Annotated in this window: 12 protein-coding genes and 1 pseudogene; 9 read left to right on the top strand and 4 right to left on the bottom strand. The window is 39.7% G+C overall.

The window, feature by feature from the left end; genetic code table 11:
• Positions 1-40 precede the first annotated feature (40 nt).
• Genes ACU8V8_RS12630 through ACU8V8_RS12620 form a run of 3 tightly spaced genes read left to right on the top strand, consistent with a single transcriptional unit; the run spans position 41 to position 2189 of the window.
• A complete protein-coding gene (locus ACU8V8_RS12630) occupies positions 41-1075 on the top strand; it encodes an NAD(P)H-dependent flavin oxidoreductase (RefSeq protein WP_446887741.1) in 1035 nt (344 codons plus the stop codon).
• Entirely contained in the window at positions 1068-1634 is a 567-nt protein-coding gene (locus ACU8V8_RS12625) for a Crp/Fnr family transcriptional regulator (RefSeq protein WP_446887740.1), read from the top strand. The genes ACU8V8_RS12630 and ACU8V8_RS12625 overlap by 8 nt, the downstream gene beginning before the upstream one ends.
• Before the next feature lie 48 nt (positions 1635-1682).
• Positions 1683-2189, top strand: a complete 507-nt coding sequence (locus tag ACU8V8_RS12620) for a YgjV family protein (RefSeq protein ID WP_446887739.1) — start codon at positions 1683-1685, stop codon at positions 2187-2189.
• On the opposite strand, the gene ACU8V8_RS12615 is transcribed toward ACU8V8_RS12620, so the two are convergent.
• Positions 2176-2688 (bottom strand): NUDIX hydrolase, encoded by a 513-nt coding sequence (locus tag ACU8V8_RS12615; protein WP_446887738.1) that lies wholly within the window; start codon positions 2686-2688, stop codon positions 2176-2178. The genes ACU8V8_RS12620 and ACU8V8_RS12615 overlap by 14 nt on opposite strands.
• A 155-nt stretch (positions 2689-2843) precedes the next feature.
• Between ACU8V8_RS12615 and ACU8V8_RS12610 the strand changes: the two genes are divergently transcribed.
• Genes ACU8V8_RS12610 through ACU8V8_RS12590 form a run of 5 tightly spaced genes read left to right on the top strand, consistent with a single transcriptional unit; the run spans position 2844 to position 8372 of the window.
• Positions 2844-4184 (top strand): sigma-54-dependent transcriptional regulator, encoded by a 1341-nt coding sequence (locus tag ACU8V8_RS12610; protein ID WP_446887737.1) that lies wholly within the window; start codon positions 2844-2846, stop codon positions 4182-4184.
• Positions 4185-4201: 17 nt separating this feature from the next.
• Positions 4202-4411: a histidine kinase dimerization/phospho-acceptor domain-containing protein gene (locus ACU8V8_RS12605; RefSeq protein ID WP_446887736.1), complete on the top strand. Its 210-nt coding sequence runs from the start codon at positions 4202-4204 to the stop codon at positions 4409-4411.
• Positions 4412-4433: 22 nt separating this feature from the next.
• The gene (locus tag ACU8V8_RS12600; protein WP_446887735.1) at positions 4434-5918 is read left to right on the top strand and encodes a sensor histidine kinase; all 1485 of its coding nucleotides are present in this window, start codon (positions 4434-4436) and stop codon (positions 5916-5918) included.
• Positions 5919-6380 carry a response regulator gene (locus ACU8V8_RS12595; RefSeq protein ID WP_087532439.1) on the top strand — a complete coding sequence of 154 codons (462 nt, stop codon included), beginning with the start codon at positions 5919-5921 and terminating at the stop codon, positions 6378-6380. It abuts the gene before it with no gap.
• Positions 6381-6392: 12 nt separating this feature from the next.
• Positions 6393-8372 (top strand): response regulator, encoded by a 1980-nt coding sequence (locus tag ACU8V8_RS12590; protein ID WP_446887734.1) that lies wholly within the window; start codon positions 6393-6395, stop codon positions 8370-8372.
• Here the strand turns inward: ACU8V8_RS12590 and ACU8V8_RS12585 are convergent.
• From ACU8V8_RS12585 to ACU8V8_RS12575, 3 genes are all read right to left on the bottom strand, one after another.
• Positions 8359-9360: a LacI family DNA-binding transcriptional regulator gene (locus ACU8V8_RS12585; protein WP_446887733.1), complete on the bottom strand. Its 1002-nt coding sequence runs from the start codon at positions 9358-9360 to the stop codon at positions 8359-8361. The genes ACU8V8_RS12590 and ACU8V8_RS12585 overlap by 14 nt on opposite strands.
• Position 9361: 1 nt before the next feature.
• Positions 9362-10642, bottom strand: coding sequence for a glycoside-pentoside-hexuronide (GPH):cation symporter (locus tag ACU8V8_RS12580; protein ID WP_446887732.1), 1281 nt, complete (start codon positions 10640-10642; stop codon positions 9362-9364).
• An 88-nt stretch (positions 10643-10730) separates the two neighbouring features.
• Entirely contained in the window at positions 10731-12023 is a 1293-nt protein-coding gene (locus ACU8V8_RS12575) for a GH1 family beta-glucosidase (RefSeq protein WP_446889640.1), read from the bottom strand.
• Between the two features lie 270 nt (positions 12024-12293).
• On the opposite strand from ACU8V8_RS12575, the pseudogene ACU8V8_RS12570 reads away from it, so the two are divergent.
• Positions 12294-13554, top strand: a pseudogene (locus ACU8V8_RS12570) (sugar MFS transporter).
• The last annotated feature ends 9 nt before the right edge of the window (positions 13555-13563 follow it).

Raw genomic sequence — 13563 nt, 5'->3', positions numbered from 1 at the left:
AATTAATGCAAATGGATGAAAAACTTACAAGGATTCTCACATGCAAACACTTTTTAATACTGAGTTATCACTTATTCAAGCCCCAATGGCGGGTGTACAAAACTATCGCTTAGCTGCGGCAGTTTGTAATAGTGGTGGTTTAGGTTCATTACCTTGCGCTATGTTGTCAAAAGAGCAGCTGCTAAGTGAAATTACAAAACTATCCCAGGCCACAGATAAACCTTACAACCTAAACTTTTTTTGTCATAAACCAATACGTTATACGCAACAACAAAAACGCCAATGGCATGCATTACTCGCCCCTTATTTTAAAGAGCTAAAAGTCGACGAATCTAGCTTGGGTATGACGGCAACACGTCAGCCAATTAATGCTGAGATAGTAGAGCTTATTGCGCCTTTTAAGCCGCCAGTGGTGAGTTTTCATTTTGGCTTACCAACGACTGACATTGTAGAAAAAATTAAAAGCTGGGGTGGTAAGGTTATTTCCAGTGCAACCACTGTGGATGAGGCTAAATGGCTTGAAGCTAACGGTGCTGATGCAGTTATTGCCCAAGGCCTTGAGGCGGGCGGCCATAGAGGTCACTTTTTATCAATGGATTTAAAGTTGCAACAATCAACAGCGGTACTCGTTGAGCAATGTATTGGTGGGCTGAATATACCAGTGATCGCCGCAGGCGGCATTGCCACGGCAGAAGATGTTAAGCAAATGCTTGCTCTTGGCGCTGCAATGGTGCAAGTAGGAAGTGCGTATTTATTATGCCAAGAGGCGACAACTTCAGCGTTACATCGACAGGCTATTTTAAAACAAAGTGTAAATAGTACTGCGCTCACAACTATTTTTTCTGGGCGAGCGGCGAGGGGAATTGAAAACCGTATTATGCGTGAACTGGGTACTTTACCACTTCAAGCCCCAGCATTTCCATTTGCGAGTATTGCATTAGGAGCCTTACGAACACGCTCTGAAGCGCTAGGGAAAAGTGATTTTTCACCGTTATGGTGCGGGCAAAAATACATTGCAAGAGATGGAATTAGCGCAAAAAACATTACTAAGGAGTTAATGGCAATCGATGCATGAATTATCTGAACTTCAGTTAGGCGATAGTTATACCACCTTGGCAAAGGCTATCCTTGCACAGTGTAACAAGCAGTTTGCGGTTACCATATTTGAACGAGGTGAGGTTTTACTTCAGCAAGGTCAAAAACAGCAGTTTGGCTATTTAGTCTTAGATGGGGTGTTAGCTGCATTTCATAACTCAGATAACGGCGAAAAAAAGTGCAAGGAGTTCTATTTTAAAGATGAATTTGTACTGTTATTTGGTAACTGGCTCACTAAAACGCCTGCGCTATATCAAATTAAAGTGATAAAGTCTGCGCGGCTTATAGCTGTGCCATTAACTAAAATTGAACAACCAGACTGGTATGAGCTAAAGCTGCAATTGGTATCACAGCAATTATTATTTAAAGAAGCGAAAGAAGCATTTTTGCTATTAAACACACCTGAGCAGCGCTATCGTTATTTGTTGGCACAAAAGCCACATTGGCTGGCGCAGCTAACCCTGACTGAAGTAGCGATGTATATCGGTGTTTCACCTATTTCTTTATCGCGAATTCGTAAACGTCTTAACTTAAGTTAAGGCAACACTTGATTCAGTAAATTAGACTGCTGTTTTTCAGGAGTCAGTATGTTTTTACTATCACAATGTTTGGTCGGTGTTGCTACGCTGCTAGATTTAGCGTCATTTCAATTTAAATCTAGGCGATTAATTTTACTGTGTTTGTTTGGCTCGGTTTTATTGACTGCTTGGCACTTTTTTTTATTGGGGCAACAAAGTGCTGGTTGGCTAATGCTCATTGCAGCCACACGGTACTTATATTGTGTTTTTGCAAGACAACGTTTGATGATGTTGTGTTTTATTTTATTAAGTGTAATTGCGGTTTTGTTAACGTGGCATAGTTGGTTAAGTGGAATTGCTTTAGCCGCTACACTTATTCAAACTGTGGCGTCGTTTCAATCTCAAGATCTTAAACTACGTTCCATGATGCTCGTAGGTACGAGCATGTGGATTGCGCACAATATAATGGTCGTATCGCCGATAGCCGTAGTAATGGAATGCTTATTTTTAACCAGTAATATAGTTGGTTTATATCGATTTTATCGTGATAAACCATTCCTTACTAAAGCTGCTTAGCTATTTCTTTTAGCAGGTAAGTTTCTCTAATGATAGATAGCCCTTGTTTGTCACTATTGGCCATTGTGCGTTCATTATGAGCAATGGCTTCATGTATGTTTACCCATTTGGCTTGCATACCATTTTGCTGTTCGTAATGCTCTAATTGAGCTTGACCGAGCTGTTCGTCAATATCGCAAAAATAGCAATACGATTTAATATGAATAACAGCAAAGTTATCTTTATACCAAGGGCGGTATTCTTCATAAAGGCCAAACTCACCCGTAACTTTTATATTTTGCGCACCAGTTTCTTCTTGTAGTTCACGAAGCAAACCTTGTTCAATGCTTTCACCTTCGTCAACCCCGCCACCAGGAAGGCTATAGTCTTCATAGCGCTGTGTATACATAAGCAACAACCTATTGCCTTTTAAAGCGATAGCGCGACTTGTAATTCGTGTAAATTGACTCGGATTATCGGCGTTAATACTAGGATGAATATTGGTTTTGAGAAGGTGCATATAATTACAAGCAAAATTAATTTATAAAATTATACCGTAAAACTGATCTAAATTAACTTTGCTTGCGTAAATCTTAAGTTAATAATCGATTTCATAGAATAAGCATGTATTTAATATGTTAGGCTGGTCGATAATAAAAAGCATAGGGATTTATCATGTTAAACATTCTTTTAGTCGATGATGACAGCGAGTTTAGTGATGTTGTATGTCATATCGTCGAATTCTTAGGCCACAATATAGACACTGCAGCTAATCTGGCAGAAGCTCAAGAGTGGTTTGTGAATAATACTTTTGATCATGTGTTTTTAGATTTTATGCTGCCTGATGGTAGTGGTTTGCATTTAGTTGAGCATTTAGAAAGTATTGGGCAAACGCCTAAAATCACGTTAATTTCAGGGCATCCATCAGTAAAAGGCAAATTAGCTGAAATGTGTGCACCTAATGTCGGTCACTTAGTTAAGCCATTGCAACGTGAAGACATTGAACGTGTTTTAAACCCTAAGAAAAACACCGCAAAGAAAAAGTCAAAACCAAGTGTCAATAAGTACTTTGGTACCCTAATCGGTGAATCTCCAGTAATGCAGCAGTTGTATACCATGATTGAACGCGTCGCGAATACCAACGCAAACGTGATGTTAATGGGTGAAAGTGGTGCGGGTAAAGAAGTGGTTGCTCAAGCGATTCATAATGCCAGTCAGTGCGAAGGCCCACTTGTTGCTACTAACTGCGGTGCGTTATCAAAAGAATTAATTGGCAGTGAATTATTCGGCCATGAGAAAGGTGCTTTTACAGGCGCTATAGCCCGTAAAGAAGGTGTGTTTGAGCAAGCAGCCACAGGGACTTTATTTTTAGATGAAGTAACTGAGATGCCCATTGATATGCAACCTAATTTATTACGTGTGTTAGAGAGCAAAAAAGTAACCCGCGTGGGTGGTAATAAAGAGTTACCAGTCAACTGCAGAGTTATCTCAGCAACAAACCGTTCGCTGACTGACTTAGCACAAAATAATATTATTCGTGAGGATATATATTTTCGTTTAGCGGTTTTTCCGATTGATATTCCAGCATTACGTGAACGAAAAGAAGATATTCCGTTGTTAGCTAAAGCATTTTTAGAGCAGCTTAATGACGAAAATAATACAGACTTTAAATGGCAAGCAAACCAATTGAAAGAGCTCGAAAGCTACGATTGGCCAGGAAATGTACGCGAGCTTCGTCATGCGATTCATCGAGCATTTATTATGAGCGACCCGAAAGGAAAAAGTATTACTTTACCGCAAAATCTAGAGTCTCCTTTTTCTCGGGTCAATAAGCAAACTCAAACTAACCAAGTCAGTGCGGGTCAAACGATTGAAGAAGTTGAGAAAGAACTGATCCATGCCACGTTAGATAAAGTGCAAGGCAATAAAACGCTAGCTGCACAAATGCTCGGGATCAGTACAAAAACCTTGTATAACCGTTTAAATGCCTATGGTGGCATTGGTGAATATAGTTAATAAAATCTAGGAGATTCATGAGTAATAACGACACATTAAGAACATTGGTTCATGATGCTCGAGCACCTTTGAATCGCATTTCAATGAATGCAGAGTTGATAAAATTAGTACTTGAAAATGACATGCCAAAAGATAAAGCATTGGCAGCACTTGATAAAATTATTGCAAATTGTCAGCAGTGTAGCGAGAGCTTACAGAATATTTCAGACTTAAACTCAACTGAGTAAATTTCATGATAAAGGAAAGTAAATGAAGCTGCAAAAGCAACAAGGTAAAACTAATATCGTTTGGGCAAGTTTTATCGCCGTTGTACTGTGTATTGTTGTGGGAAATGCATTTTTAGCTAGCAACACGATTCAAAGTTTAAGCCAAACACAACAGCGCTTAGATGATACCGGTATGCTCAATAGCGCAATTGAAAAGCTACATTTATCAATTGTTCAAGCTGAGTCGGGTCAACGTGGTTATTTACTTACCGGCGAAGATGATTATTTAGCGCCATATTACGATGCCTTGCAACAATTAAACTCTCAGGCCGCATTAGTTAAAGGTTTACGCTCTGAAATTGATGGACAAGCAGATAAAGTCGCACATTTGCTTCATTTAGTCGATGAAAAGGTTGCCGTACTAACACGTACAGCTCAACTTGCTTTAGCAGACAAAGAACGCAGAGCTCATTATTTATTGGAAACGCACGAAGGACGCAATTTGTATCGTGAAATACGCGTTTTAGCTGATGAAATTCAGGATGCTGAGTCTGCGTTTAAACTTGTGCAGTTTAAAAAATTAGGACAAATCAAAAAAGAAGCTAAAATTACTTTTGTGATTACTGCAGTGACGAGTGCTTTATTAATAATAGGTATGTTTATACTGATTCGAATTAACTTACGAGAATCGGCAAAATACAGGCTAGAGCTAGAACATCAAAACGAAACCTTGGCTTCAAAGGTGACTGAGCGTACTCAAGAATTGACGCTATACTCTGATGAACTTAGTCGAAGCAACCGGGAGCTTGAAGAGTTTGCATTTGTCGCAAGCCATGATTTACAAGAACCGCTACGTAAAATACAAGCGTTTAGTGACCGATTAGAAACCATGTTCAAAGATGAACTAGGCGAAAAAGGCATTGACTATATTGCACGAATGAAAAATGCGGCGCAACGTATGTCGAATTTGATAAATGATTTATTAGAGTTTTCCCGTGTGACAACGCGAGGTAAAGACTTTGTTGATACTGACTTAAAACAAGTGCTTAATGAAATTATAAGTGATTTAGAAATCGCGATTAAAGAATCAAAAGCGCAAGTTAGTATCTCTGATATGCCTGTTATTCAGGCTGATCCAAGCCAAATGCAGCAGTTATTTTTAAACTTGGTATCTAATGCCGTTAAATTTAGACGAGAAGGTGTGGCACCCATTATCACTGTAGATTATCAACATCACAGCGAATTTAGTGATGACCATAATACAGAGATAGAATGGCAAGTTATAACTGTTAAAGATAATGGTATTGGTTTTTCACAAGAATATACTGACAAAATTTTTGTACCGTTTCAACGCCTACATGGACGCTCAGAATATAAAGGCACAGGAATTGGTTTATCCGTGTGTCGACGTATTGTTGAACGTCACGGTGGAACGATAACGGCACAAAGTAAAATCGGTGAAGGAGCTACTTTCATCATCAAACTACCTGTGGAAGCTGAGCTTTTCACATTGCAAGGAGAGGCTTAAATGCCATTCACTAAAGTAAAACCTATCACCATTTTAATGGCTGATGATGACGAAGATGATCGTTTATTAACGCAAGACGCATTGGCTGAAAGTCGTGTATTAAACGAGTTACACTTTGTTGAAGATGGTGTCGAGTTACTTGAATACTTAGAACGCAAAGGCAAATTTGAAAACAAAGATGCTTCACCGCGCCCTGGGTTAATTCTGTTAGATTTGAATATGCCAAGAATGGATGGCCGCGAAGCACTACAAGCAATTAAGGCTAATCCAAATTTAAAAGGGATACCGGTTGTGATCTTAACGACCTCAAAGCAAGAGGAAGACATGGTTAAAGGTTATGATTTAGGCGCTGCTTCATATATCACTAAACCCGTTACTTTCGATGGCTTAGTCGATTTGATGAAAGCACTAGGTAAATACTGGGTTGAATTCGTTGAGTTACCAAGTACTTTTAACGATTAAAGTGGAGACGCTATGTTAGATAAGCCTACTAAACTGTTACTAGTTGAAGATGATGAAGATGATTATATTCTGACCTGTGACTATTTAGAGCAGTTAAGTTCTCATACATTTGACATAGAGTGGATAAGCGAACCGAAGCAGGCGGTTAGTGTGCTGAGTAAAAATCAGCATGATATCTGCCTGCTTGACTACCGTTTAGGTGCATCTGATGGCCTAGCGGTATTAAAGCAAGCTGTTGAAAATGGCTTTAACGGGCCAATAATAATGCTTACAGGGCAATCTGATGAGGAGCTGGATTCAGCGGCTCTTGATGCCGGAGCTGTAGATTACCTTGTTAAAAATGAAATGAGCAGCAGTCGTTTTGCCCGTTCAATTCGTTATGCATTAGCACGACGAGATGTTGAAGATGAGCGTATAGAAAGGCTTAAAGCTGAGGCTGAAAATCGCTCTAAAGATCGCTTTTTAGCGCATTTAAGTCATGAGTTACGTACGCCGTTGTCCTCCATTTTAGGGTATACTGAATTACTCATGCAAAGTGAAGTTAATGATAGCGCTGGTAATGAGCTCGGTGTTATTTATCGTAACGGAAAACACTTACTCAGTTTGTTAAATGATGTGCTCGATTTATCAAAAATAGCTGCTGACAAACTTGAATTAACCTGTACAGATGTAAACTTAGATAGCTTAATGGCAGATGTGTTTACATTAATGCGGGTCTCAGCGCTTGATAAGGGCTTATCACTACGATTTGAATCATTACACCCTTTACCATTGATTGTTAGCATTGATGCTACACGCTTTCGTCAAATACTTATCAATATTATCAATAACGCGATTAAGTTTACCGAGCAAGGAGAGATCATCGTTCGAGCATGGACTATGGTTGTTGATAACAGAGAAATGCTCTTTTTTAGTATTAAAGATTCAGGTTTAGGTATTGCACCAGAGAAACAGGCATTAATTTTTAAACCATTTGAACAAATTGCTGATGTTGAATCTCGCTCTGTTGGTGGAGCAGGGCTTGGGCTGGCTATTTGCTCTGAATTATTAAGCCGAATGCAAGGTGGTATATCTTTAGAGTCTGAAATAGGAGAAGGCTCTGAGTTCACTATTTCTCTTTACCCCGGTAATATTGAAAATGTTGAACGACACGTGTTAAAACTCGATTTAACGCCTAATATGCAGCAAAAAACCGCGCCTTGTAAAGTATCTGGCCGTGTATTAGTAGTTGATGATTTGCGAGATTTACGTGTATTGGTCGGGCATATGCTTTCATCAGCCGGCGCTAAAGTGGATTATGCTGAGCATGGTAAGCAAGCTCTTGATAAAGTGAAAAAGGCAGAGCAAAGAGGCGAACCCTACGATATAGTATTTTTAGATATCCATATGCCAGTAATGGGCGGCAAAGAGGCCACAATCGAGCTTAGAAAAATGGGTTTCTCAGGTGCTATTATTGCACTCACCGCAGCGACGATGAAAGGGATCCATAGCGAACTAACAGCTTTGGGTTTCAATGACGTAATAGGTAAGCCCGTCGACGCTAGTTTACTTTATCAATGCTTACAAAACTATTTAACAAGCACCCATAAGTCCATCGCTACTAAAATATCTAATAGCGTAGATAAAGAGCCGAACACACCCACCTCAATAACGCGGTATTTATTAGTTGAAGACGATGCTGACGCAGCTCAAATTACCCAACTTTTACTGGAAAGTTTAGGGGTAGAAACCGCTATTGCAGACAGTTTTGAGCAATGCACAATAATGCTTAAATCGGATGCAAACTACGATAAAATATTGTTAGATATGCACTTGCCCGATGGCAGTGGTCTTGAACTCGCTAAATATGTTAAACAACACTATCCACATCTAAAACGAGTGATTGTCAGCGGTGTTGAGCCCGATCCAATACAGATAGAGCAACTAAAAATTGAGCAGGTGCTGTTAAAACCAATTAATTTGTCTTTATTATCAGGCCTTATTGATGCCTAATAATAGACTGACGAATTACAAGTTCAGGTTCAAAGAGTGTTTGTAATTTGGGTGTCGTTTTTTTATAAACTTTACTTAATATCCAATTTGCTGCCATTTTGCCCATATCATCGATAGGGTAATTAATGGTAGAGAGTGCAGGAGAAATGTGGCGGGTGAAAAAGACGTTATCAAAACCGATAATAGAAAGTTGACTTGGCATATTGATATGATGTTCTCTGGCACTGGCCATTGCACCGGTCGCCATTTCATCATTTGCACAAACGAGTGCAGTGAAATTATGATCACGTCGATATAGGTGCGTGAAGCCATGTGCTCCACTGTCTTCCATGAAGTTACCTTCGTACGATAATTGCTCATCAAAATCTAAGTTATGTTCACGTAAAGCTTGTTTATGACCTGCGAGACGGTCTTGGGCGTCTTTTTTCCACAGAGGTCCGCTGATATAGGCTAGTTCTTTGTGGCCTTGTTCTAATACATATTTAGTTGCTAAATAACCACCATGTACGTTATCTAAAATAATACACCGATCAGCCAGCTCATTAATATATCGATTTAGTATGACAAACGGGGTTTTTCCTTTGCTCAGTTCAATTAAGTACTCATCTGTCACAGCTTCAACATGAAGTATTAAACCATCACAATTACGGCTAATTAAAAACTCAATAGCTTGCTCTTCTTGCTCTTGATCACTGTGACCCGCAGCGATAATAACGTGTTTACCCTGAGCGCGAAAAACAGTCTCAATACCGCCCATCATAGGCCCGTAGAATGGCCCAGATAGTTCCGACACCAATAAGCCAACACTGTTCGAACAGTTTGATGCAAGTGATTGCGCAATTGAATTTGGTCGGTAGCCAAGCTCCGCCATCGCAGACATGACTTTTTTTCGAGTTACATCAGTGACATTAGCATTGTTATTCATAACTCTTGAGACAGTTGCCAGCGATACTCCCGCAAGCTTTGACACCTCATAAATGGTGGCCATGTTAATCCTTTTTCGTATCAGACGATGCTTTATTTCGTGCTGTTAAATCAGTATTTATTTGCGCTACGGTTTTATTATCCAGAATATACCTTTTCATGATCACGGCGACAAGTACGCTGCCGATAGCGGGGTATAAAGTGAATGAGGTTAATATGCCATGTTTAGTTGCTTGTGAAAGCTCAGTATCTGCTTGATAACCATAATAGGCTAGTAACCACCCAGCACTTGCGCCACCAAGAGCTAGGCCAAGTTTAATAAAAAATACTACGCTAGCGTAGACCAAGCCGGTTAAGCGTTGGCCGTCTTGCCATTGCCCAAACTCAATCGTATCGGCCATTTTTGCCCATAATAATGGCGTTGCCATTTGAGTAAAGAAACACCATAAAAAGTACACTAAAAACGCAAGGAACAGATTTTCACCTGGGAGCCAAAATGCGATACAGCTAATGGCAGCGGAGATGTATTGTAGGTAAATATAAGCCGTTTTTTTATCAACATATTTACTAAGAGGTTGGGCGCACGCACAACCTAAAATATTTCCAAGCATGCCTAAAGTTACAAATTGTGTGACTAAATCTGCTTCACCAAGTACGTATTTAACGTAGTAAATAGCTAGAGTTGTACGTAGTACCATACTGGTTAGTAGCATCAATGATGCACCACAAAGCACTCTAAATGGGCCGTTCCGCCAAAGTACAGCCATCTGTTGTTTAAGCTTTAATTGACTATTTTGTGCTGCACTCACGCGCTCTTTAGTGAACTTAAAACAAATAAGAAATAATGCAACACCGAGGCAGCTCATCAGCACCATGGTTAGCTGGTAGCCTAATGCGTTATCGCCTTTACCGAGCCAATCCACAAGTGGCAATGTACAGCTACTGACGATTAGGCCGCCAAGCATGCCAAATACAAAGCGATAGGATTGAATAGATACTCGCTCATTTGGATCTTTACTCAGTACGCCGCCTAGAGCGGAGTAGGGAATATTGATTGCGGTATAAACTAGCATTAACAGGGTGTAAGTAATAAACGCATAAATCACTTTCCCCGTTGGCGATAATTCTGGTGTGGTAAAGGTGATAATACTGATCACCCCAAATGGCACCGCTAGCCACAGTAAATACGGGCGATAACTGCCATAACGAGTACGGGTTGAATCAGTAAGCGAGCCCATTAGTGGATCTGTGACAGCGTCAACAATTCGTACCACTAAAAATAATGTGCCTACCACCGCCGGTGATATACCAAAAATATCAGTGTAGAAAAAAGTTAAAAATAGCATTACCGTTTGAAAGATAATGTTGCTTGCAGTGTCACCTAAACCGTAGGCTATTTTTTTCTTTTTTAGTTAGCATGGTAGGTACTCATTATTAGCGTTGTTTTAATAGTGCACAATATTGCTTAGCGCTTTCTTTAAGTATACGTTGCTGAGTTTGGTAATTAATATAAACGAGGCCAAAACGCTTTTCATAGCCGTAGGCCCATTCAAAATTATCCATTAAACTCCAGGCAAAATACCCTTGTACGTTCACGCCTTGGTTTATGGCATCGTTAACAGCATTTAAGTGGGTATGATAATAGCTTACACGATCATAATCGAGCACTTGATTGTCATGAACACTGTCAGCCATTGCAGCACCGTTTTCCGTAATATAAATTTTCGGTAATGTATAAAGCTCATTTAATGATACCAGTAGCTCAGTTAAGCCTTGTGGATATACTTCCCAACCCATATCTGTAATCGGCACATTAGTTAGGTTGGCTTCTTCAAACCAATTATCAGCAGTACATTTATAATGGATGCGGGTGTAATAATTGACCCCTAAATAATCAATAGGTTGGCTTATTATTGCCATATCTTGCGGTTGAATATCAGGTTGTACGTGCTCTGGTAACTCATTCAGTAGCGATGGATATTGGCCATCTATAATCGCTTTTATATACCATTGATTATGATATTGATCAGCCTGAAATGCGGCTAACTTGTCATCCGCTGTGAGTGGGTAGGTTGGACTAAAGTTAAGTACAATACCCGCTTCAGTATCAGGGCAGTTTTTACGTAATACTTGCATGGCAAGGCCATGTCCTAGCAATAAATGATGTGCAGCTTGACGGCCTGCTTTTTGGCTTTTGAGACCTGGCGCGTGTACGCCAATTTCATATCCTAAGTAGGCACTGCAAAACGGCTCGTTTAGCGTGGCGTAGGAATCAACAAGTCCAGCTAGTTCTTTACTGACTATATCTGCGTATGCAGCAAACGCATAAGCGGTATCACGGTTTACCCAGCCACCTTTATCTTCTAAATACTGAGGTAAATCCCAGTGATACAAAGTGACGTAGGTTTTAATGTTTCGTGCTTTTAAGGCTGTTAGTAAATCGCGGTAAAAGCTCATACCTTGTTGATTAACAGTACCATCTTGGTTAAGTGCACGCGGCCACGAAATAGACAGTCGGTAGGCATCAACGGCTAAATCAGCAATCATCTTTACATCTTGTTGCCACAAATTGATGTGATCACATGCGGTATCTCCGTTGCTTTGATCAGCAATTGCATTTGGTTGCTTACAAAATGTATCCCAAATACACGCAAGGCGTGAGTCGCGAGCCCCCTCTATTTGAAAAGACGCTGTAGCCACTCCAAATGTAAATGACGGTTTTAGCATTAGTGAATGGCTGGGTAAAGAAATTGTTTTAAACACGATTGGGTGTCCTGTAACTTATAATAGCAATTTGTATAAGGTTGAATACAACATAGCTGGTTTATGTAAGCGCTTACAATATTATTGTAAATAAATTGCTAAATTCGATTTATATGATATAAATGTAAGCGCTTACATTTTATGTTGCAACTATTATTTGCTTTTAAAAATTATACTTAAAGTACCCTAATAGGTGTAATGAACTGATAATTAATAATTAATTAGAGATATATTATGGCACAAGCGCCTTTGACAACAAATCACCACAGCCAAGTACAGGAGATGCCTAAGCAAACATTTGCTTTAGCGTCACTGACCACATTGTTTTTTATGTGGGGCTTTATAACCTGTTTAAATGATATTTTAATTCCTTATTTAAAAGGAATGTTCTCGCTCAATTATACCCAAGCCATGTTAGTGCAATTTTGCTTTTTTGGTGCTTATTTCATCATGTCTATTCCGGCGGGTAAGCTGGTAAGTAAAATTGGCTATCAGTATGGCATTGTTGTGGGCTTAGTCGTTGCGGCCATTGGTTGCGCACTTTTTTACCCTGCGGCAGATGCTCATGTATACGAGCTGTTCTTATTTGCATTATTTGTTTTAGCTAGCGGTATAACTATTTTACAAGTCTCTGCAAACCCTTATGTGAGTGTGTTGGGCTCAGCCAAAACAGCATCATCACGTTTAACAATGACCCAAGCATTCAACTCGTTAGGCACCACTGTAGCGCCTATATTTGGTGGCTGGTTAATTCTTAGTGAAGTAAGCCAAGCAACGGCTGAACAAGTAAAAATGCCTTACTTAATTTTATCCGCCAGTTTATTGATTTTAGCTGTTATATTTGCATTTTTAAAGCTACCAAAGCTTGGTAAAGCGGATTCTAATGAGAATACTCAAGCCGATGAAAACTTCGTTGATTTAGGTAGCGTTTGGCAATATCGCCACCTCATTTTTGGTGCCCTAGGTATTTTTGTGTATGTTGGCGCTGAGGTAGCAATTGGTAGCTTTTTGGTGGGCTTTTTAACTCTCGATCACATTGCTGCGTTAAGCGAGCAACAAGCAGCTCATTATATTAGTTATTATTTTGCTGGCGCAATGATAGGGCGCTTTGCTGGTGCGGTTATCATGCAAAAAGTAAATGCACATATTGTACTTGCTTGCCATGCTGTTTTAGCTGTGGTGCTTATTTTAGTTGCTATGACAGGGCAAGGAACCGCTTGCCATGTGGGCTATTTTGTTAGTGGGTTTATGTAATTCAATTATGTTCCCAACTATTTTTAGCCTAGCATTACAGGGGTTAGGTAAATACACCTCGCAGGGTTCAGGCATTTTATGTTTAGCCATTGTTGGTGGTGCAATCATACCACTATTACAGGGCGTGCTAGCCGATAGCATTGGCGTGCAGTTAGCGCTGTTATTACCAATAGGTTGTTATATTTATATCACTTACTTTGCGCTTTTTGGCTCAAAAGTATCTTCAACTCGTCATTCATAATTAGGTGCA

The sequence above is a fragment of the Pseudoalteromonas sp. SaAl2 genome, from assembly GCF_052947895.1.
The sequence above is the reverse complement of the archived record's forward strand: the minus strand, read 5'-3'. Positions and strand labels throughout refer to the sequence as shown.

Excerpts from the sequence above, each read along its gene's own strand:
- ACU8V8_RS12630 (WP_446887741.1), top strand. The coding sequence starts at position 41 with ATGCAAACACTTTTTAATACTGAGTTATCACTTATTCAAGCCCCAATG.
- ACU8V8_RS12625 (WP_446887740.1), top strand. The coding sequence starts at position 1,068 with ATGCATGAATTATCTGAACTTCAGTTAGGCGATAGTTATACCACCTTG.
- ACU8V8_RS12620 (WP_446887739.1), top strand. The coding sequence starts at position 1,683 with ATGTTTTTACTATCACAATGTTTGGTCGGTGTTGCTACGCTGCTAGAT.
- ACU8V8_RS12615 (WP_446887738.1), bottom strand. The coding sequence starts at position 2,688 with ATGCACCTTCTCAAAACCAATATTCATCCTAGTATTAACGCCGATAAT.
- ACU8V8_RS12610 (WP_446887737.1), top strand. The coding sequence starts at position 2,844 with ATGTTAAACATTCTTTTAGTCGATGATGACAGCGAGTTTAGTGATGTT.
- ACU8V8_RS12605 (WP_446887736.1), top strand. The coding sequence starts at position 4,202 with ATGAGTAATAACGACACATTAAGAACATTGGTTCATGATGCTCGAGCA.
- ACU8V8_RS12600 (WP_446887735.1), top strand. The coding sequence starts at position 4,434 with ATGAAGCTGCAAAAGCAACAAGGTAAAACTAATATCGTTTGGGCAAGT.
- ACU8V8_RS12595 (WP_087532439.1), top strand. The coding sequence starts at position 5,919 with ATGCCATTCACTAAAGTAAAACCTATCACCATTTTAATGGCTGATGAT.
- ACU8V8_RS12590 (WP_446887734.1), top strand. The coding sequence starts at position 6,393 with ATGTTAGATAAGCCTACTAAACTGTTACTAGTTGAAGATGATGAAGAT.
- ACU8V8_RS12585 (WP_446887733.1), bottom strand. The coding sequence starts at position 9,360 with ATGGCCACCATTTATGAGGTGTCAAAGCTTGCGGGAGTATCGCTGGCA.
- ACU8V8_RS12580 (WP_446887732.1), bottom strand. The coding sequence starts at position 10,642 with ATGCTATTTTTAACTTTTTTCTACACTGATATTTTTGGTATATCACCG.
- ACU8V8_RS12575 (WP_446889640.1), bottom strand. The coding sequence starts at position 12,023 with ATGCTAAAACCGTCATTTACATTTGGAGTGGCTACAGCGTCTTTTCAA.